Source organism: Halorubrum rubrum, from assembly GCF_024494685.1.
Lineage (GTDB): Archaea > Halobacteriota > Halobacteria > Halobacteriales > Haloferacaceae > Halorubrum > Halorubrum rubrum.
In genome coordinates this window covers 58,207-75,798 of record NZ_JANHDM010000010.1, presented here as the reverse complement: position 1 = coordinate 75,798, position 17,592 = coordinate 58,207, and the positions used below count along the sequence as shown (strand labels likewise).

The 17,592-nt window shown below is 69.8% G+C and carries 21 protein-coding genes; 9 read left to right on the top strand and 12 right to left on the bottom strand.

Going from position 1 to position 17,592, the window contains the following annotated elements:
- Positions 1–60: 60 nt before the first annotated feature.
- Positions 61–1,266, bottom strand: coding sequence for a pyridoxal-phosphate dependent enzyme (locus NO889_RS11815; protein WP_256412451.1), 1,206 nt, complete (start codon positions 1,264–1,266; stop codon positions 61–63).
- A complete protein-coding gene (locus NO889_RS11810; protein WP_256412450.1) occupies positions 1,266–2,222 on the bottom strand; it encodes a succinylglutamate desuccinylase/aspartoacylase family protein in 957 nt (318 codons plus the stop codon). Before NO889_RS11810 ends, NO889_RS11815 begins: the two co-directional genes overlap by 1 nt.
- A 200-nt stretch (positions 2,223–2,422) precedes the next feature.
- Here NO889_RS11810 and NO889_RS11805 point away from each other — a divergent pair, with 200 nt between their 5' ends.
- Positions 2,423–4,573 (top strand): caspase family protein, encoded by a 2,151-nt coding sequence (locus NO889_RS11805; RefSeq protein WP_256412449.1) that lies wholly within the window; start codon positions 2,423–2,425, stop codon positions 4,571–4,573.
- Between the two features lie 13 nt (positions 4,574–4,586).
- Here the strand turns inward: NO889_RS11805 and NO889_RS11800 are convergent, their stop codons facing one another.
- The gene (locus NO889_RS11800; protein WP_256412448.1) at positions 4,587–4,718 is read right to left on the bottom strand and encodes a DUF7503 family protein; all 132 of its coding nucleotides are present in this window, start codon (positions 4,716–4,718) and stop codon (positions 4,587–4,589) included.
- A 222-nt stretch (positions 4,719–4,940) separates the two neighbouring features.
- On the opposite strand from NO889_RS11800, the gene NO889_RS11795 reads away from it, so the two are divergent.
- Complete coding sequence (locus NO889_RS11795) at positions 4,941–5,753, top strand: helix-turn-helix transcriptional regulator (protein WP_256412447.1); 813 nt, start codon at positions 4,941–4,943, stop codon at positions 5,751–5,753.
- Between the two features lie 37 nt (positions 5,754–5,790).
- Here the strand turns inward: NO889_RS11795 and NO889_RS11790 are convergent, their stop codons facing one another.
- A complete protein-coding gene (locus NO889_RS11790; protein ID WP_256412446.1) occupies positions 5,791–5,916 on the bottom strand; it encodes a hypothetical protein in 126 nt (41 codons plus the stop codon).
- Between the two features lie 164 nt (positions 5,917–6,080).
- Entirely contained in the window at positions 6,081–6,617 is a 537-nt protein-coding gene (locus tag NO889_RS11785; RefSeq protein ID WP_256412445.1) for an inorganic diphosphatase, read from the bottom strand.
- Between the two features lie 465 nt (positions 6,618–7,082).
- Between NO889_RS11785 and NO889_RS11780 the strand changes: the two genes are divergently transcribed.
- Complete coding sequence (locus tag NO889_RS11780; protein WP_256412444.1) at positions 7,083–7,436, top strand: PadR family transcriptional regulator; 354 nt, start codon at positions 7,083–7,085, stop codon at positions 7,434–7,436.
- 83 nt (positions 7,437–7,519) lie between these two features.
- Here NO889_RS11780 and NO889_RS11775 read toward each other — a convergent pair whose 3' ends face one another.
- Both NO889_RS11775 and rnhA read right to left on the bottom strand, forming a co-directional pair.
- A complete protein-coding gene (locus tag NO889_RS11775; RefSeq protein ID WP_256412443.1) occupies positions 7,520–8,203 on the bottom strand; it encodes a DUF7108 domain-containing protein in 684 nt (227 codons plus the stop codon).
- Positions 8,190–8,786 (bottom strand): ribonuclease HI, encoded by a 597-nt coding sequence (gene rnhA, locus NO889_RS11770; protein WP_256412442.1) that lies wholly within the window; start codon positions 8,784–8,786, stop codon positions 8,190–8,192. Before rnhA ends, NO889_RS11775 begins: the two co-directional genes overlap by 14 nt.
- A 202-nt stretch (positions 8,787–8,988) precedes the next feature.
- Here rnhA and NO889_RS11765 point away from each other — a divergent pair, with 202 nt between their 5' ends.
- From NO889_RS11765 to NO889_RS11755, 3 genes are all read left to right on the top strand, one after another.
- Positions 8,989–9,990, top strand: a complete 1,002-nt coding sequence (locus tag NO889_RS11765; protein ID WP_256412441.1) for a transcription initiation factor IIB — start codon at positions 8,989–8,991, stop codon at positions 9,988–9,990.
- Between the two features lie 331 nt (positions 9,991–10,321).
- On the top strand, positions 10,322–11,620 hold the full coding sequence (nreA, locus tag NO889_RS11760; RefSeq protein ID WP_256412440.1) for a DNA repair protein NreA: 1,299 nt from the start codon (positions 10,322–10,324) through the stop codon (positions 11,618–11,620).
- A gap of 83 nt (positions 11,621–11,703) precedes the next feature.
- Positions 11,704–11,916 carry a preprotein translocase subunit TatA gene (locus NO889_RS11755; protein WP_256412439.1) on the top strand — a complete coding sequence of 71 codons (213 nt, stop codon included), beginning with the start codon at positions 11,704–11,706 and terminating at the stop codon, positions 11,914–11,916.
- 13 nt (positions 11,917–11,929) lie between these two features.
- On the opposite strand, the gene NO889_RS11750 is transcribed toward NO889_RS11755, so the two are convergent.
- From NO889_RS11750 to NO889_RS11740, 3 genes are all read right to left on the bottom strand, one after another.
- Entirely contained in the window at positions 11,930–12,376 is a 447-nt protein-coding gene (locus NO889_RS11750; RefSeq protein ID WP_256412438.1) for a DUF302 domain-containing protein, read from the bottom strand.
- An 81-nt stretch (positions 12,377–12,457) separates the two neighbouring features.
- Positions 12,458–12,760: a DUF5789 family protein gene (locus NO889_RS11745; protein WP_256412437.1), complete on the bottom strand. Its 303-nt coding sequence runs from the start codon at positions 12,758–12,760 to the stop codon at positions 12,458–12,460.
- 85 nt (positions 12,761–12,845) lie between these two features.
- Positions 12,846–13,955: a M24 family metallopeptidase gene (locus NO889_RS11740; RefSeq protein ID WP_256412436.1), complete on the bottom strand. Its 1,110-nt coding sequence runs from the start codon at positions 13,953–13,955 to the stop codon at positions 12,846–12,848.
- Positions 13,956–14,052: 97 nt separating this feature from the next.
- Here NO889_RS11740 and NO889_RS11735 point away from each other — a divergent pair, with 97 nt between their 5' ends.
- Positions 14,053–14,250 carry a hypothetical protein gene (locus NO889_RS11735; protein ID WP_256412435.1) on the top strand — a complete coding sequence of 66 codons (198 nt, stop codon included), beginning with the start codon at positions 14,053–14,055 and terminating at the stop codon, positions 14,248–14,250.
- Positions 14,251–14,298: 48 nt separating this feature from the next.
- Positions 14,299–14,526 (top strand): DUF7543 family protein, encoded by a 228-nt coding sequence (locus tag NO889_RS11730; protein WP_256412434.1) that lies wholly within the window; start codon positions 14,299–14,301, stop codon positions 14,524–14,526.
- Between the two features lie 21 nt (positions 14,527–14,547).
- Here the strand turns inward: NO889_RS11730 and NO889_RS11725 are convergent, their stop codons facing one another.
- Positions 14,548–14,898 (bottom strand): VOC family protein, encoded by a 351-nt coding sequence (locus NO889_RS11725; RefSeq protein ID WP_256412433.1) that lies wholly within the window; start codon positions 14,896–14,898, stop codon positions 14,548–14,550.
- 107 nt (positions 14,899–15,005) lie between these two features.
- Positions 15,006–16,385, bottom strand: a complete 1,380-nt coding sequence (locus NO889_RS11720) for a tRNA(Ile)(2)-agmatinylcytidine synthase (RefSeq protein ID WP_256412432.1) — start codon at positions 16,383–16,385, stop codon at positions 15,006–15,008.
- 227 nt (positions 16,386–16,612) lie between these two features.
- On the opposite strand from NO889_RS11720, the gene NO889_RS11715 reads away from it, so the two are divergent.
- The gene (locus NO889_RS11715) at positions 16,613–17,584 is read left to right on the top strand and encodes a transcriptional regulator (protein WP_256412431.1); all 972 of its coding nucleotides are present in this window, start codon (positions 16,613–16,615) and stop codon (positions 17,582–17,584) included.
- The last annotated feature ends 8 nt before the right edge of the window (positions 17,585–17,592 follow it).

Below are 17,592 nucleotides of genomic sequence, written 5' to 3'. Positions count from 1 at the left end.
CGCGACCGAACGGCCCGCCGGCGAAAAGGGGTGTCGGTGGCGTGAGCGTCCCGCTCCGGGTCAGCCCTTCAGCCCGCTCCCGGTCAGGGGGACGACGACGTCCTCGTCGTCGTCGACGGCCCCGCGGGCGCGGAGGTCGCGAAGGGCGGCCGGCGCGACCGCGCACGTCGGCTCGGTGTAGAAGCCGGCGGCGTGGAGCCGGTCGAGCTCTCGCTCGCCGGCCGCCCCGGTGACCGCGACCGCGTCGCCGCCGGTCTCCCGGATCGCCTCGAGGATCTCCTCGCGCCGAACCGGCTCCGCGATCCGGATCCCGTCCGCGGCCTCGTTGCGTTTCCCGTCGGGATCGGCCGCTCCGGGGCCGTGAAGCTCCCGGACGATCGGCGCGGTCCCCGCCGCCTGCGCGCCGTAGAGCCGCGGCATCTCGTCTATCCACCCGGCCTCCAGGAGCCGGCTGAATCCGCGGTACGCGCCGAGAAAGAGGGTGCCGTGGCCGAGCGGGGTCACGACCGCGTCGGGGGCGTCCCAGTCGCGCTGGCGGGCGATCTCGTAGGCGACGGTGGCGGTCCCCTCGAAGAAGGCGGGGTTCCAGGCATGGCTCGCGTACCAGGCGGGGTCGGTTCCGGAGCCGTCGGGGTCGCCCCCGCCCTCGACGGCCGCGACGCACGCGTCCGTCACGTCCGCCCGCGACCCCTCCACCCGGACCGGCGTCGCGCCGGCCCGGCGGATCGCCCGGAGCTTCGCCTCCTTCACGTCGGCGGGGACGTACACCTCGGCGTCGATCCCCGCGCGAGCGGCGTACGTCGCGATCGCGGCCCCGGCGTTGCCCGAGGAGTCCTCGACGACGCGGTCGACGTCGAGTTCGCGGGCGCGCGTGAGCGTCGTCGTCGCGCCGCGGTCCTTGAACGATCCCGTCGGGAAGACGTACTCGAGTTTGAACTCGGCGTTCCAGGGGTCGTCGGACGCGTCGCCCGCCGCCCCGTCCGCGTCGACGAGCGGCGTCGATCCCTCTCCGAGAGTCACGCGGTCGGCCGGATCGCTGCCGACCGCGAGGAACGCATCGAAGGCCCACAGACCGGACCGCGCGTCGAACGCGTCGGGATCCGGCGGCATCCGTTCCGGAACCGGAAGGCCGCGGTCCGGAACCGGCGGCGCCGCGAACTCGAGGGGGTTCCCACAGGTACAGCGCCAGCGATCGGCGAACGTCGCCCCGCAGTCGGGACACGCGAGCCGTCGTGGGCCGTCGGCCGATGTGTTCGGACCCGCCATCAGTACCGGTCGACGTTGGTGCCGACCGAACAGACGTACTCGCCGGCGGCGACCTGCGGGAGCCGCCGGGTCCGCCAGAACACGCCGTCCGCGTCGGCGGTCACGCGCCCCTTCCGCTCGCCGAACGTGTCGGTCACCTCGAAGAGCGCCTCGCCCGCCGACACCCGATCGCCGAGTTCGGCCTCGAACCGGACGAGCCCGCCGGCCGGCGAGCCGTACTGGTCGAATCCCCTGGCTCTGACCTGCGGTTCGATCTCGACGTCCCCGTCGAGGAAGCCGTAGTGCCGGAGCACGTTGAACACGCCGTCGACGCCGTACCGGATCGACTCCTCGTCCCACCCGACGCAGCCGCCGAGTTCGGGGTCTATCGTCGGGATCCCCTGGTCGGGGCCGGCGCGCGCGAGCTGGCCGTCGGGGCCCTTGATGTCGAGGACGTGCCCACAGCCGAACACCTTCGCGAGCTCGAGACAGTCCCCGTGGAGGTGGTGTCTGATCCCGCACCGGACCCGCGTCTCGTTTATCATGCGGCTCGTCGACCCCTGGTGGAGGTCGACGATCAGGTCGGCGCGTTGCGCCTCCTCGAAGGTGGCGTGGGCGATCCGCTCGCTCGTCGTGCCGTCCGCGTCGCCGGGATAACCGCGGTTCATCTTCCGATCGTCGATCGGGTTCCGGTGTTCGGCCACCTGGAACGCGAAGTAGTTGACGACCCCGACGACGAGGATCGCGCCCGACAGCTCCGCCGGATCGACGCGGGGAACGAAGCGGTTCACCACCCCCAATCCGTTGAGTTCGTCGCCGTCGCTCACCGCCTGTACGTAGAGGGTCTTCCCCTCCGCCGATCCGTTGATGACGGCGACGGGAAGCCGGACCGGGCTCCCGTCCCGCGTCTCGCCCACCTCGAGACGGCCGGTGTCCGTCTCGCCAGGGGACGCTCGCGCCGTACCCAGCGTGATCATTACGCGGACGTGGGTCGGCGACCCCTTTATCCGTTCGGTCGGCGGCGGTTTCCGCCCGCCGGAAGCGGTCGACGGCAGGGAATTCGACGGGACATCGCGCGGTCGAACCCGTCGGACGATGCGACACAAGGTTTACACTCGCTTCCGTCGAACGGCCCGTAGCCAGCGCCGTCTCGACGGCCGACCGCGGTTTCCCCCGCATGAGCATCGACATCGACCCGCTGTGTGACGCGCCCGGTCTCACGGTCACGGACCACATCGAGAACACCCAGTTCGAACTCTACACCGATCGGCAGGTCGATCCACGCCCCTCCGCGGTCGAGAACCACTACTTCCCGGTCGACGCGAGCGTGACCGTCGAGACCGGCTCGATCGAGGTCCCGCGGATCGCGGTGGTCGAGACTCGATCCAGCGACGGGACCCTTCTCGCCCGCGGGGACGACCTCGAGATGCCGGCCGAGGAGTACCACCTCGGGGTCAACCCCGCACCGACGAAGCTGTATCTGTACTTCGAGTCCGGCTTCACGGTCACGACGACGGATCGAACCACTCGGATCGACCTCCAGGGGTCGACGGACGTGACGCTCGGGTTCCGGTCGCTCCACCAGCGCCCGGCGGGAACGATCACGACGCCGACGGAACCCGAGTCGCTGATGCGAGCGGTCTCGCTTCTGGGGTCGGCGCTCCAGACGACGAGCCCGGAGCGCTCGTTTCCGACGCTTCGCGGGCACCCGCCCCTCATCGAACCGGGCGAGGAGCTCCGCGTTCCCGACCGGATCGACCGTCCCGGAAGCGGCGTGCGGATCGTTGTCCCGCCGACCTACCGGGCGCTCTACCCCGTCGTCCCGCTCGCGTACTACTTCGCGGCCGAGGTCGTTCCGGGTTCCGCCGCGCGGATCGAGGGGGACGGCTGGGAGCACTCGCTCGAGCCGGACGTGGAACGGCGGGCCGCGGAGGCGCTCCGGCAGTCGTTCCACTTCGACTGTATCGCCCGGACGGAGGGGTTCTACCCGGTCGACCTGTACGAGCGGGAGACGACGGCGGCCGACCTCGACTGGGCCGCGCTCTATCAGGCCCCGCTCGCCGAGCGGCTCGGGACGTACCTCGAGGTGCCGTTCGAACGGGTCGAACCGGAGCTTCCGCAGTGGACGCTCACCACCGACGTACGGCCGGATCCGGGAAACGTCGAGTCGCTCCCCTTCGTGGCCGGGGAGCTCTCGATCGTCCGGTCGCCGGAGACGGCCACGCCGGCCGACACCGGCCCCGGCGGCGGGATCGGGTTCCTCCGCGCGCCGGAGCCGGAGCCGGGGACGCTCGTCCGCGGCGGGACGGGCGTCGACGGGGCGGCCGCCGGAACCGCGGACGCCCCAGGCGTCTCCGATCCTCGCGGCGCGGACCCCCGCGGAACGGACGCCCCGAGCGAGCCCGGAGCCGCGCTCGGGTCCGCCGACTTCGTTCGGCCCGAGCCGGTCGAGACGGTCGAGCACGCCTGGGTCGGCGACGGGGTCCCCCTCGACGCCAACAAGGCGACGCTCGACGCCTACCGCCGGCGGCTGGAGACGGGGAGCGTCGAGCAGTCGCGCATCTCGGTGCTCGTCGTCTGTAACGACGAGCAGATGCGCGAGGAGGGGAAGGTCTCGGACCTCTACGGGCTCCGCGACATGGTCCAGTTCGACATCGAGGTGCGCCACGACCTCTCCCGCGCGGAGATGCGGGAGGCGCTCGCCTCGGACGTGGACTTCCTCCACTACATCGGCCACGTCGACGACCGAGGGATGCAGTGTACCGACGACTACCTGGATCTCACCCAGGAGGACCTCCGAGTCAGCGTCAGCGCGTTCCTCCTCAACGCCTGTCAGTCATACGAGCAGGGTGAGGCGCTGATCCACCGCGGGAGCCGCGGCGGGATCGTCACGCTCAGCGACGTCGCGAACTCCCCGGCGACGAAGCTCGGCCGGATCGTCGCCCGGCTGATGAACAGCGGATTCAACCTCCGGACCGCCCTCCACGTCGCGAAACGGGAGCTGCTCACCGGCCACCAGTACATCGTCGTCGGCGACGGCGCGACCACGATCTGCCAGAGCCGGAGCGGGATCGCGGCCGTCATCGACATCGAGTCGAACGGCTCCGCGTTGGACTTCACGATGTCGGCGTACCCGAACGGGCCGTACGGGGTGGGTACGATGTACAGCCCGACGATCGAGGACGTTTCGGATAACTATGCCGTTCCGACCGACGCGAGAATAGAGGGGATCGACTCCGAGCAACTAACCAGTCTGCTTCAGCTCGAAACGGTCCCCGTGTTCTACGACGGTGAACTCCACTGGAGCGACGAACTGCTTCCGCTTTGAGCCGTCTCTCCGCTTACGGGCCGGGGTTGGCCTGTGCCACGTTCGCCGCTGCGGGGGCCGCCTGCGTCAACAGCAGCATGGCGGTGAACAGGACGCCGGTCATCTTCGGGTGCTCTGCCAGGTATGCCGCAACACTTTCGGGCATATTACACCAGAATGCGCGTGAGATTAAGTTCTAGTCTTATGCGAAGTGGTACGTTCCGGATGTTTGAATTGAATATTAGTTGAAACAAATAGGTCGGACCGCTCCTGCGGAGCCCCGGCCGCCCGAGGCCTTCCCGCCGGAGTCGCGGTTCGGATCGCGACGGCGACGGGTCCGTCCCGACGACACGGTTATGACGCGGGTGGCCATACGTCCACGAAGACGATGGCGTCCGATAGCGGGCACGATGACGCGCAGTACCTCGCCGGATCGACGGTACGGATCGCGATCCTCCGGGCGCTCGACCGGAAACCGCGGCGTCCGGCCGCCCTGACCGACGCGGTCGACGCGACCAGGACCACCGTCCAGCGCATCCTGGCGGGATTCCGCGAGCGGCGGTGGGTCGTCAAACGCGACGGTGCCTACCACGTGACGCCGACGGGCGAGCGCGTCCACGGCGCCTACGAGGACCTGCTCTCCGAGATCGACCGCGCCGACCGGTACGGGCGATTCGCGGCCGATCTGGAGCGAGCGGGCGCGGACTTCCCCGCCGCCGGGCTCGAAACGGGCGATCTCACCGCGGCGACCGACCGCGACCCGCTTGCCGCGCTCGACCGGGTCGTGGAACTGATCCGGACGTGGCGCGGATCCGACGTTAGGGCCGTTTCGCCGATCGTCACGAGCCAGTACAACGAGGCGGCCGGGGCCGCGCTCGACGCGGGCGCGGAGATCGAGTTGATCATCGATCGGGAGGTGTTGGAGACGTCGCTCGCGGAGTTCGGACCCGCGACCGATCGAGCCCTGTCCGACGGGAACACGACGGTGTCCGTCTCTTCCGACCCCATCGAGTACGGGCTCTTCCGATACGACGACGTCGCCTGCGTGGTCGCCTACGACGAGCACAACAACCCGCGCTGCGTGTTCGAATCCACGGACGAGACGGTCGTCCAGTGGGTCGACGAGCGATTCGAAACGCTCACGGAGCAAGCCGTTCCGCTCTCTGCGGTGGTTCAGGAGTCGTCAGCGACTCGGGAGTGATCGAAGACAGTCTCCCTGGCCCGTTCGCCGGAGGGTATCAGCGATCGGTCTCGCCGGTGGCGCTCGACTCGCGATCGTCCGTCTCGTCGCGCCGCTCCGGATCGAAGTTGACCGGCACGACCGTCGGATGATCGATGCCGAACGACGAGGGGGTGGCCGTCATGGTTCTACCCGATACTACCGGCTCGTTTCCCTAAAAATTACCCATGCGCATAACACATCGGAGAGCGGGGCACCATACCCACCGGTTATCACGCCGTCGGGGTTCGGGTCGGCGTCCAGGGCCCGTTCCGGACGCTCCGTCCCCGAGATTCGGATCTCGAGCCGTCAGGCCGCAAACTCCTCGTCGTAGAGGTCTTGAGCGTGCTCGATGGCGTCTTTCGCCGCCGAGCTGTCCTCCCACCCCAGCGTCTCGACCTCCTTTCCTTCCTCCAGGTTCTTGTACGTCGAGAAGAACTCGTCTATCTCGTCGCGGATCTGTTGAGGGATGTCCTCGAGGTCCTGAACGTGGTCGAATCTCGGGTCCTTGGTCGGCACCGCGATCACCTTGTCGTCCTGCTCGCCGTCGTCGTCCATCTTCATCAACGCGACGGGACGGGCCTCGATCACGCAGCCGGGGAACGTTTGGTCCTCGACGAGCACCATCACGTCGAAGGGGTCCTCGTCGTCGTAGTACGACTGCGGGATGAAGCCGTAGTCGTACGGGTAGTGGACGTTCGAGTGGAGCACCCGATCCAAGACGACGCCCGGAACGTCCTTGTCGTACTCGTACTTGTTGCGCTCGCCCTTGAGGCACTCCACGATCGCGTAGATCTCGTCGGGGGCGTCCGGTCCCGTCTCGAGGTCCTCCCAGAGGTTTACCATGTGTCGAACACTGCGACGAACGCGTGGAAAATCCTTTCGGGACGGTCCAAGCCGACCACACGTCCGCCTCGATGAGCGTCACCGGACGAGTACCGACCGCGTCAGCGAAGCCGGCGTTCCCGTCCACGGGTGTACCGAGGGAACCGACCTGGGACGCCAGTCATATTCGCTCGGGAGGCGTCAGATATTCTCTCAGGATGACTCGGGGCGATCAGGGCCGATCCGGACCCGTCCGGGACGATCGTCGATCGTGGATCCGTCACCGTATAACCGGTTTCGTTGTCTACAGTAGATGTATACGCCGCTGAGCCCGACGGATCGTTTCTCGCTCCTCATCGGGTCATCGCCCAGAAATGTCGGATCGATCGCCCGAAACGCCCGTTCGTCGGGATCGATGCCGTTGAGAGGTCCTAAATCCGATGAACGTTGAGAAAGGTTATAAGTTAGGGAACCTTCCTATCCGGCATGTCAGAGGCACGATCGGTTTCTGGAGCATCGACGACCGCACACGACCTGACCGCGTTCCAACAGAACATCCTGACGATCCTCGCCGAGGAGCCGATGTACGGGCTCGCCGTCAAACGTGAGCTCGAGGCGTACTACGGTTCGGAAGTGAACCACGGTCGGCTCTACCCGAACCTCGACGATCTCGTCGAGGACGGCTTCATCGAGAAGAGCGAGCTCGACAAGCGCACGAACCAGTACGCGCTCACCGACGCCGGGCACGACGTCGTTCTTGGTCAGCTCGAGTGGGTTCTCGACCGCTTCGTCACCGACGAGGCCCGCGCGGCAGAGGTACGGGCGCTCATCGAGGAGTAGGCCCCCTCCCCGAGAGGTCGAACTGATTCGATCCGGCGAGCCGCGGCCTCGGTCGCGCGGCTCATGCGCCGAGCGCGACGCCGCTACCGTTCCGGCTCGTCGAGTTCGGCGGCGACGCGGTCGATGGTCTCGAGTGACTCCTCGAGAGCCGCCCGCTGTTCGTCGGTCGGCCAGCCGTTCCGCGGGAAGAACTCCTCGCGGAACTCCGCGCGCATCTCCGGGGTCGCGTCGTCGACCCCGCGCACGTAGTGGTTGCTCATGAACGCCGCGAACGACTCGGCGGTCTCGGCGTGGACGTCGTTCGCTCGCTCGGCGACGGCCTCGACGACCGCGTCGTTGTAGGCGGCGACCTCGCGGTAGCGATCCGCGTCGCCGGGACCCGAGAGCGACACCTCCACCGCCCGGTCGGTGTCCTCGATCCGATCCAATCGGACCGTCCCCGACTCCATCCACTCCTCGGGGTACAACACGAGCGTGTCGTCCTCCTCGCGGAGCCGCGGGGTGTACTCGTGCTCGGTCACCAGCTCGTCCCGACGGTCGCGGTACCCCTCCGCGGCCGCGGGGTCGATCGCCTCCCGCGCGAGCCGCGTGAGGCGTTCGGCCTCCTCGACGACCTCCGCCGGGACGTCCGGAACCCGTTCTGCTCCGTCGTCCCGGTCGGTCCGGTCGTCGTCCGGATCGGCTCCGTCCGCGTCGTCTTCGGCCGCCATCAGCTCCCGCGCCCGTTCTCTCGCCCACTCCGGTGGCTCGTCGTCAGTTCGCGTCATCGAGTGCCTCGTTCGCCAGATCGTCGGCGCGCGCGTTTATCTCCCGCGGAACGTGCGCGAGCGACCACCGATCGAACCGGTCCAACAGCTCGCGGGCCCGGACCCGCCGCTCGCGCAGTTCCGGATCGTTCGCGTTCCACTCGCCGCGAACCTGTCTCACGATCAGCTCGGAGTCGCCCCGGACGTCGATCTCGTCGAAGCCATACTCGTCGGCCGCCTCCAGCGCGCGGATCAGCGCGGCGTACTCCGCCTGGTTGTTGGTGACGCGACCGATCCGCTCGCTCCCCTCGGCGACGACGCCGTCGGCAGTGACGAGACACCAGCCGACCGCGCCGGGACCGGGATTCCCCCTGGACGCGCCGTCGAAGTAGACGTGCGCGCGCCCGCCGCCCGCCGAGAGGAGGTTCGTCAATCGAGCAGGGTCGTTCCCCTGGACGACCACCTTGTCGTCGTAGGCGACGGCGACCGCTCCGTCCCGCTCCGCGCGCCACCGCTCGTGGGCGGTGTTCCCGTCCGCGACCCGGACGCCGGCGTCCTCCAGGCGGGCCCGCGCGTCGGCCGGGTCACACTCGATCGTCGGCATTCCTCGGGGGTCGGTGCCGGCGGCCCAAAGCGTTGTCCGTCCACGGGTCCCCGGCGGCGTGCCGTCGCCGCACCGCCACGATGCCGTCTCGTGTGGCCACGATGGCGTCGCCGTGGCGCCGTCACGTCATCGCCGCGCCGTCCCCCGGATCCGATCGCTCACGAACTTTTAAGTCAGTCGGTCGGCGTAGTATATAAATGCGATGACACGGCCCACCCGGCAACGGGATCACGACCGGCAGCGCGTGCGGGACGAGGGCGCGGAGGGATCCGAGACCGACGAGGTGGACGTCGAGGAGGTGGATCCCGCCGAGCTGGACCCCGACGACCTCGACCCGGCGGAGCTGACCCGGACGGCCGACGGCGAACTGATACACGAGGAGACCGGGATCATCATCGAGGAGGAGCAGATCGACCCCGGTCCGGAGTGGCGGGCGTTCAACCACTCCGAGCGGCAGTCGAAGTCCCGCGTCGGCGCGCCGACGACGAAGACGATGCACGACAAGGGATTGACGACGACGATCGACTGGAAGGACAAGGACGCGTACGGGCGCTCCATCTCCTCGAAGAAGCGCTCGCAGATGCATCGGCTACGGAAGTGGCAAGAGCGGATCCGGACGAAGGACGCGGGCGAGCGGAACCTCCAGTTCGCGCTCTCGGAGATCGACCGCATGGCCTCGGCGCTCGGCGTGCCCCGATCGGTGCGCGAGGTGGCCTCCGTCATCTACCGCCGCGCGCTCAACGAGGACCTCATCCGCGGGCGGTCGATCGAGGGCGTCTCCACCGCCGCGCTCTACGCCGCCTGCCGCAAGGAGGGGATCCCTCGCTCGCTCGAGGAGATCTCCGACGTCTCGCGGGTCGACCGCAAGGAGATCGGCCGGACCTACCGCTACATCTCTCAGGAGCTCGGGTTGGAGATGCGCCCCGTCGATCCCCAGAAGTACGTCCCGCGCTTCTCCTCGGAGCTGGGGCTCAGCGAGGAGGTCCAGTCGAAGGCCAACGAGATCATCGAGACCACCGCCGAGCAGGGGCTGCTCTCGGGGAAATCGCCGACCGGCTACGCCGCCGCCGCCATCTACGCCGCCTCGCTTCTGTGTAACGAGAAGAAGACCCAGCGCGAGGTCGCCGACGTCGCCCAGGTCACCGAGGTCACCATCCGAAACCGCTATCAGGAGCAGATCGAAGCGATGGGGATCCACGCGTAGGTCGTTGTCGATGCGGTGAGAACTTTCCACTCCCCGGTCGATCGGTTTTCGGTCGTTGTCGGCGCGGTGACCGTCTCCAAAGCCCCAGCCGATCGGCTATCGATCGTTGCTTCCGCGATGAACGCCGCCAAAGCCCCAGTCCCGCACAGCCCCGCACCTCACGCCTCCCCAGCCTCGCCGCGGCCGCCGCCGGCGGCCGCGGGCTCCCTCGCGGTCTGCTCGCGCCCTGCCGGGCGCTCGCAGGCGCGCCGACTGCGGATCCTCGCGAATCGTGACTCAGTGAGCGTGAGCGAAGCAACGTTGAAGCCCGCCCGCGCCCAACGGCGGACGAATGCGGCTCGACGAGTACCTCGAGTTCGAGGCGAACGAGCGCGCCGAGCGCCGGCGGCTCGCCCGCGAGAAGGACTACGGGATCATCGACCACCTCGACTCCTTCGAGCGGCGGTTCGACGCGGAGGTGTCCGACGACGCCGTCGTCGGCAGCGTCTCCCCGTCGATCTTCGTCGGCCGCTCCGACTACCCCAACGTCTCGACCGGGCTGCTCTCGCCGGTCGGCCGCGAGGAGCGTGCCGACAGCTTCCGGACCTCCGGCGCGTGGTACGACGAGGGCGTCTCGATCGCGGACGTCTTCGAGCGTCGGACCAGCCTGCTCAACGCCAACCGCGGCGTCGACGTGACCGACGCGGGAACGGGTGGGAACGACACCGTCCACGACGCGTGGGACGGCTGGCTCGGCGTCCAACGCGAGGTCGCGATCGCGGACCGCCCGGTCGACGTCGAGATCGGCCTCGACGGCACCCCCGACCTCGACTTCGAGGTGGGTCTCGAGGACGTGAAGACGCCCACCGGCCCGCGGGCGGCGGCGCGGGAGGCGGCGCTCGACGAGAACCCGCACGTCCCGCGGCCGGTGAAGAAGACGCTGGAGGACGACGACTGGCGCGCGGAGGGCGCGATGACGTACCTCTACCGCCGCGGGTTCGACGTGTACGAGATCAACACGATCCTCTCCGCGGGCGCGCTCGGGCGCGGGCGGAACCGCCGGCTCGTGCCGACGCGCTGGTCGATCACCGCCGTCGACGACACGGTCGGGAAGTTCCTCCGCGGGTCGATCCGCGACGCTCCCTCGATCGACCGGATCGAGGTCCACCGCAACGAGTACCTCGGCAACGCCTTCTGGGTCGTCCTCGTCCCCGGCAACTGGGAGTACGAGCTCGTCGAGCTGAAAGCCCCCGGCTCGATCTGGAACCCCGACCCCGACGCCGGGATCTACCTCGCGGCCGCGAGCGAGGGCCGCGAGGGGCGGACGGGCTACGTCGAGGAGACCGCGGGCGCGTACTACGCCGCCCGCCTCGGCGTCTTAGAACACCTCAACGAGCGCGGGCGACAGGCGAAGGTCCTCGTCTGCCGGCACGTCTCCGACGACTACTGGGGCCCCGTCGGCGTCTGGCAGGTGCGCGAGGCCGTCCGGAACGCCTTCGAGGGCGAACGCGGGACCGCCGAGACGTTCGGCGAGGCGGTCCGGGGCGTCGCCGACCACCTCCCGATCTCGCTCGGCCGCCTCCGCCGGAAGTCGACGATGGCGGCGGGGCTCCAGGCGAACCTCGCCGACTTCGCCGGTCGCGACGGCTGACGGCCCGAAACGGATGACGACCCCGGACGGGCGACCGAACGCCGTCCCGAGGGTTTTTGCTCCGTCCGGGCGAGGATGTCGACATGCTCACAGCCCTCCTCGCGCAGTTCGGCGTCCCTGGCGGCCCGGAGCTCCTGATCATTCTGCTGGTGTTGCTGCTTCTGGGCGTTCCCGTCGTGGCCGTCGCGGCTGCGGCGGTTCTGCTGTTCCGCGGCCGCTCGGACCGCGACGAACGGATCGCGGAGCTGGAGGCGGAGGTCGAACGGCTCCGCGACCGCCTCGACGACGAGGAGTGAGTCTCGGGGTCGGTTACTCCTCGAGCCGCTCGAAGACCTCGCCGACCATCTCGCCGGTGTCCTCGATTATCGCGTCCATCTCCGCGTCATCGCTCGGGAGGCCGAGCAGCCGCGCGATCTTCATGATCGAGACGTGATGGACGACCTGCGTGCCCGGTTCGACCTGCTCGATGACCATGTTACACGGGAACAGCGAGCCGATCCGGCCGTCGGTGGCGTCGAGCGCGCGGTCGGCCACGGCGGGGTTACACGCGCCGAGGACGTAGTACGGGTCGCGGTCGGCGTCGACCTTCTCGTTCAGCATCTCCGAGGCGGAGAACTCGACGGGGAAGCCGAACCCCGCGTCCGCACACACCTCGCGGACGCGCTCGATCGCGGCCTCGTGGTCCATCTCGAGGGTCGCACGCTTCTCGCCGAAGTCGTCGCCGTCCAGGTCGTCCGGATCGAACGGGAGCGTCATGGGAAGCGGTGCGTCCGGTACGGACAAAAGGGTGTTGCGTGTCGGTCAATCTCGGCGCGGCGAGGCGTTTCGTGAGAGCGGTCACTCGGTTGCGACCGGGCCGCTCCCGACCACGTCCTCGACCGCCCCGACGAACTCGCCCCGGCTCTCGTAGAGGGGGACCGCCGACTCCTCGAGGACCTCGTCCAGGCTCGCCGCCCCCTCGGGGGTTCGGACGGTGGCGTCGCCCTCCTGGGCGCGCACGTCGCTTCGGGTCGCGGGCCACGTGAGCCGGGAGGCGACGCGGGCGATCGGCTCGCCCGCGACGTCGGGACCGTCGCCGAGTTCGACGGCGGGCTCGGCGTCCTCTTCGGCCTCCGTGTCCTCCTCGTCGGTGTCGCTCATGCGTCGCGGTTCCGCTCGGTCGGTGGTAACGGTTTCGGTACGAACCGTCTTCGGTACGACCGCTTTCGCCGCGCCCACCCGTTTCTCACCGCCACCCACGGTCGGTCACGTTCAACCGCTCCGCGCCGTCGTCCGTGACGACGACGAGGTCCTCGATCCGACAGCCGAACCGCCCCTCGAGGTAGATCCCCGGCTCGACGGAGAAGACCATCCCCGGCTCCAACTCCCGGTCGTTGCCCGCCACGATATACGGCTCCTCGTGGACGTCGAGCCCGACCCCGTGGCCGGTCCGGTGGACGAACGCGTCGCCGTACCCCGCCCCCTCGATCGCGTCTCGGGCGGCCCGGTCGACCGCCGCCGCGGTCGCGCCCGGCTCGACGGCGTCGACCGCGGCCGCCTGCGCCTCTCTCACGACCTCGTGGACCGCCTCGTACTCCGTCGGCGGATCGCCGTCGAACACGAGCGTTCGCGTCTGGTCCGACGGGTAGCCGTCGACCCGCGTCCCGAAGTCGAGGACGACCGGGTCGCCGGCGCGGATCTCGCGGTCGCCGTGGCCGTGGTGCGGCTTCGCGCCGTTCTCGCCCGCGCCCACGATGGTCTCGAAGGAGGTCCCCTCGCCGCCGTGGGCGGCCAGCCGGTCGGCGATCCATCCGGCGAGGTCGCGCTCGGTCGTCCCGACCGCGTCGGCTCCGAGTTCCCGGAGGTCCTCGACGGTCGCGTCCGCGGCCGCGGCCGCCGCCCGCAACGCGGCGAGCTCCGTCTCGTCCTTGCGGACCCGGAGGGCGGCGAGCGCCTCGCTCGCGAGCCCCCACTCCGCGTCCGGCGCGACCGCCCGGAGGTCCTGGGTGAACCGCGCCCACATCGTGTCGTCGACGAGGAGCCGCCCTCCGCGGAGACCGCGCGCCTCGAGGAGCTCCCGGATCGCGACCCGTGGGTCGTCCCCGTCCGCCCAGGTCCGCACGTCGGGGACGCCCGTCTCCTCGCGAACCTGGGTCCCGTACAGCGCCGGGACGAGCAGGCCCGGCTCTCCCTCGGCGGGGACGACGAGCAGGAAGTGTCGCTCGGCCGGCTCCGCGGCGAACCCGGTGAGGTACTGGAGGTTCCGGCTCGGGAAACAGATCAGCGCGTCGGCCCCGATCGCCCGGAGCCGTGCTCCCGCCCGCTCGCGGCGGGTTGCGTACGCGTCGTCGGTCATACGGGCGCTCCGGCCGGGATGGGTATATAAATCAGGGTGTGATTACCGCCGCATCAAGCGGGTCGTAACTATCGGGGTATCCGCCGTGTGGTCGATCATGGCGACCGATCACTCCACGCCGTTCGACTTCGGCGAGACCGACCCCTCGACGTTCCGCTGTCCCGACTGTGCGACCACCGTGCCGTCGACGTCGGTGCCGTACGACGCCCTCGGCTACGCGGTGTGTCCCGAGTGTTCGTACACGGCCGGACCCGAGACGGGAGAGACCGCCCGCGAGCACGGGATCGACGCCTGAAGAGCGGAACCGCCGCGTTTTACCCGACGCTCGATCCTACTCTCCCGCATGGGCTGGTCTCTCGGGCGGGAGGACGCGACGGTCACGGAGTGGGAACGCTCGGACGGGTACGCCACGGTCCGGCTCCGCGAGCGCGGCGACGGCCGGTTCGTCGTGCGCCTCGACGTGATGGAGCAGGCGGTCGACGACCGCGCGTACGATCGGATCGTCTTCGACGAGCGCGACGCGGCCGAGGAGCGGGCCGCCGCGTGGCGCGAGGAACACGACCTCGACTGAGTCTCCGGGGTCTCCAGCCATTCAGGGCAGCTCCACGTCGTCGAGGAACGCCTGACACTCGACGGTCCGGCCGTCGGGGTCGGCGGCGAAGAACTGGTAGATGTCGTACGTCTCGTTCTCGTGTGGCTCCTCCTCCGCGGCGTCACCGAGGCGGTCGTGGGCCTCGTCGACTCCCGCGCGATCCGGATACACGACCGTCACGATCCCGCAGTCGTCGGTCCGATCCCGGTCGCAGAAGCCGACGAGGAGGTTCTCGTGGCGGAGTATCGTACAGTCCGGCTGTTCAAGCCAGGTCTCCATCTCCAGCCGTTCGCGGTAGAACTCGACGACCGCGTCGCGGTTCTCCGTCGCGTAGAAGACGATCCCGGACATATCGAGGCGGGCGTGGCGGCGCGACTTAACTCCTCTCCCGATTAACGCGACCGAGCGGCGGCGGGGCGGGGACCGTCGATGGGACGGGACCGCCGGTCGCGACCGCCCTACCGCTCCGGGTGGACCGGCGCGTCGAACCCGCCGCGAACGAGCGGCTTCGCCACGTGTCTGCGGGCGCTCGGCGGGACCTCGTACCACCCCGGCTCGAGGTCTCGATCGACCGCCGCCTCGACCGTTCCGGGCGCGGCGGTGTCGCAGTCGCGACAACGGTAGCCCTGGTCCCGCCCCGCCGACGACATCCGCCGCCCGCACTCCGGACAGGTCGGGGTGGTCCGCTCCGTGCGCACGAGGTCGCGGACCGCGAACTTCTCGAGTTTCAGGGTCCCTTTCGGCCCCGGTTCGCCCTCGCGGATCTCGTGTTCGCCACACAGCGTCACGCGATCGCCCGGACGGAGCGCGCGCACGCGGTCGCGAAACCTCCCGGTCGGCGCGAACGCGACCGCTCGCAGTTTCGGGCTGGCATCGGGGGCCGCGGCGACCGCGACGTGGACGCGTCCCCCGCGTTTCGTCTCCGGATCGTCCGCGACGACGCCCGTCACGCGATAGCCCGCGGCGTCGCGGAGGTCGTCGAGGGTTCCGTCCGCGAGGTGGGCGTCGGTGCCCTGGTTCGTCAGGAACGTCGCGGCGCGCTCGACCGGCTCGCTCGCGATCGCGTCGGCGACCCGCCGGCACGCGTCCGGGTCGTCCCCGCGGATGCCGTGGAGGATCGGCCCCGGCGCGTTCGGGACGCAGACGACCTCGCCGGTGCCGCGGTCCACGGTGTCCCACACGGTCGGGTATTCCTCGTCGGCGGCGGCGAAGACGCTCTCGGCGTCGACCCCACGGGGCGTTCCGCACCGGTCGAGGTCGCGGTAGGAGATCCGCTCGAACGTCCACTCGTCGTGGGAAGCGGGCGCGCCGACCGCGGCGAGCGCGCCGATCCGCCCGCGACCCGGCGTCTCGTCTCCCCCCGCGCCGCCGGTGCCGAACCCGGCGTGGCGGAACCCGTGTCGGTCCGCGAGCGCGACGGCCTCGTCGAGTTCCAGGTGCTCGCGAAGCGCCCGGCGGGCGAACGACCCGACGTCGTCGGGGATCCGCTCCGCGAGGTCGTCCACGCCGTCGACGAGCCCCGTGTCGGCGGCGGCCGTGACGGCAGCGTCGGCGACCACGACGCCCGGCGAGGTCCGCGGGTCCTCGGCGGCCGCGAACTCCCGAACGGTCTCTCCGGCGAGCCGGAACGACTCGTCGACGTCGACGCCCTCGACGTGGAGGGCGACCGCGGCGTTTCCGCGCGTCTTGTGTTTCACCGCCGGATTCAGTCGCACGAGCAGCCGCCGTGACACCCGCCCCCCGGCCGCCTCGAGCCGCTCTCCGAGTCGGACCCCGACGTACGTCGTACACATGCCGCGGTCCCGCGAGTCGGTGTCGTCGACGGCGACGATCGGCATGGCCGAGGTTTCGCGCCGGCGGACAAGGCGGTTTCGACCCTTCGACGGTCGAGCCGATTTCGACCGCCCGGCGTCCCGAGACGGTCGCCCGCCAGCGCCGTCCGACGCGTCGAGACCACCTATATAATCGTGTCGTCCGATCGATCCGCGAAAAACGCAAGGTGGCGGGGGTATCGCCGGATCCCGCCGACACAACGTATATATGCCCCGAGACGCTTATCTCGGGTATGTCCCGGACTGCGCTGATCGAGAACGTCACCGCGATGCTGGAGGACGCGGGGTTCCTCGTCAGCGATCGGTGTGCGGTCCGGCCCAAGAGCTTCGACGTGGCCACCCGGCGCGACGAGGACCTGTTGCTCCTCAAGATCCTCGGCAACGTGGACGCGCTCGACGCGGCGACCGGCGCGGAGATGCGACGGCTCGGCGAGTACCTGGAGGCGACGCCGATGGTGATCGGGATCCGGACCCGCGACGAGGAGCTGAAGCCCGGCGTCGTCTACTTCAGACACGGCGTTCCGGTGATCAACCCGGACACCGCCTACGAGCTGTTCATCGAGGGGATGCCGCCGCTCATCTACGCGGCTCCCGGCGGGCTCTACGTCAGCCTCGACGGCGATCTGTTGGCCGACGAGCGCGAGGAGCGCGGCTGGTCGCTCGGCCGGCTCGCGACCGAGCTCGGCGTCTCCCGGCGGACCGTCTCGAAGTACGAGGACGGGATGAACGCCTCGATCGAGGTCGCAGTCCAGCTCGAGGAGCTGTTCGACGAGCCGTTCTCCAGCCCCGTGGACGTACTGGAGGGCGCCGACGACGTCCGCGACGCGGACCCGACCCCCTCCGCGCCGGACGCCGACCCGGACGACGAACACGTCGTCCACGTGCTCACCAGCGCGGGCTTCACCGTCCACCCGACCGCGCGCGCGCCGTTCAAGGCCGTCTCGGAGGACGAGGACGACCCCGTGACGCGGCTGCTCACCGGCCACTCGGCGTTCACGCCGGCCGCGAAGAAGCGCGCGCGGATCATGTCCTCCATCGGCGAGGTGGCTCACACCCGGTCGGTGTACTTCACGGAGGAAGAGGAGAACCGAGAATCCGTCGACGGCACCGCCATCGTCTCCTGTGCGGAGCTCGCCGATGTCGACGATCCCGAGGCGATCCGCGAACTGATCCGCGACCGCGCGGAAGCGCCCTCGGAAGCGTAGTTCGAAAC

Coding starts and splice junctions, on each gene's coding strand:
- NO889_RS11745 (WP_256412437.1), bottom strand. CDS start 12,760: ATGAGCGACACCGACGAGGAGGACACGGAGGCCGAAGAGGACGCCGAG.
- NO889_RS11750 (WP_256412438.1), bottom strand. CDS start 12,376: ATGACGCTCCCGTTCGATCCGGACGACCTGGACGGCGACGACTTCGGC.
- NO889_RS11725 (WP_256412433.1), bottom strand. CDS start 14,898: ATGTCCGGGATCGTCTTCTACGCGACGGAGAACCGCGACGCGGTCGTC.
- NO889_RS11740 (WP_256412436.1), bottom strand. CDS start 13,955: ATGACCGACGACGCGTACGCAACCCGCCGCGAGCGGGCGGGAGCACGG.
- rnhA (WP_256412442.1), bottom strand. CDS start 8,786: ATGCCGACGATCGAGTGTGACCCGGCCGACGCGCGGGCCCGCCTGGAG.
- NO889_RS11795 (WP_256412447.1), top strand. CDS start 4,941: ATGGCGTCCGATAGCGGGCACGATGACGCGCAGTACCTCGCCGGATCG.
- NO889_RS11720 (WP_256412432.1), bottom strand. CDS start 16,385: ATGCCGATCGTCGCCGTCGACGACACCGACTCGCGGGACCGCGGCATG.
- nreA (WP_256412440.1), top strand. CDS start 10,322: ATGCGGCTCGACGAGTACCTCGAGTTCGAGGCGAACGAGCGCGCCGAG.
- NO889_RS11755 (WP_256412439.1), top strand. CDS start 11,704: ATGCTCACAGCCCTCCTCGCGCAGTTCGGCGTCCCTGGCGGCCCGGAG.
- NO889_RS11790 (WP_256412446.1), bottom strand. CDS start 5,916: ATGACGGCCACCCCCTCGTCGTTCGGCATCGATCATCCGACGGTCGTG.
- NO889_RS11730 (WP_256412434.1), top strand. CDS start 14,299: ATGGGCTGGTCTCTCGGGCGGGAGGACGCGACGGTCACGGAGTGGGAA.
- NO889_RS11810 (WP_256412450.1), bottom strand. CDS start 2,222: ATGATCACGCTGGGTACGGCGCGAGCGTCCCCTGGCGAGACGGACACC.
- NO889_RS11765 (WP_256412441.1), top strand. CDS start 8,989: ATGACACGGCCCACCCGGCAACGGGATCACGACCGGCAGCGCGTGCGG.
- NO889_RS11800 (WP_256412448.1), bottom strand. CDS start 4,718: ATGCCCGAAAGTGTTGCGGCATACCTGGCAGAGCACCCGAAGATGACC.
- NO889_RS11805 (WP_256412449.1), top strand. CDS start 2,423: ATGAGCATCGACATCGACCCGCTGTGTGACGCGCCCGGTCTCACGGTC.
- NO889_RS11715 (WP_256412431.1), top strand. CDS start 16,613: ATGTCCCGGACTGCGCTGATCGAGAACGTCACCGCGATGCTGGAGGAC.
- NO889_RS11735 (WP_256412435.1), top strand. CDS start 14,053: ATGGCGACCGATCACTCCACGCCGTTCGACTTCGGCGAGACCGACCCC.
- NO889_RS11815 (WP_256412451.1), bottom strand. CDS start 1,266: ATGGCGGGTCCGAACACATCGGCCGACGGCCCACGACGGCTCGCGTGT.
- NO889_RS11780 (WP_256412444.1), top strand. CDS start 7,083: ATGTCAGAGGCACGATCGGTTTCTGGAGCATCGACGACCGCACACGAC.
- NO889_RS11775 (WP_256412443.1), bottom strand. CDS start 8,203: ATGACGCGAACTGACGACGAGCCACCGGAGTGGGCGAGAGAACGGGCG.
- NO889_RS11785 (WP_256412445.1), bottom strand. CDS start 6,617: ATGGTAAACCTCTGGGAGGACCTCGAGACGGGACCGGACGCCCCCGAC.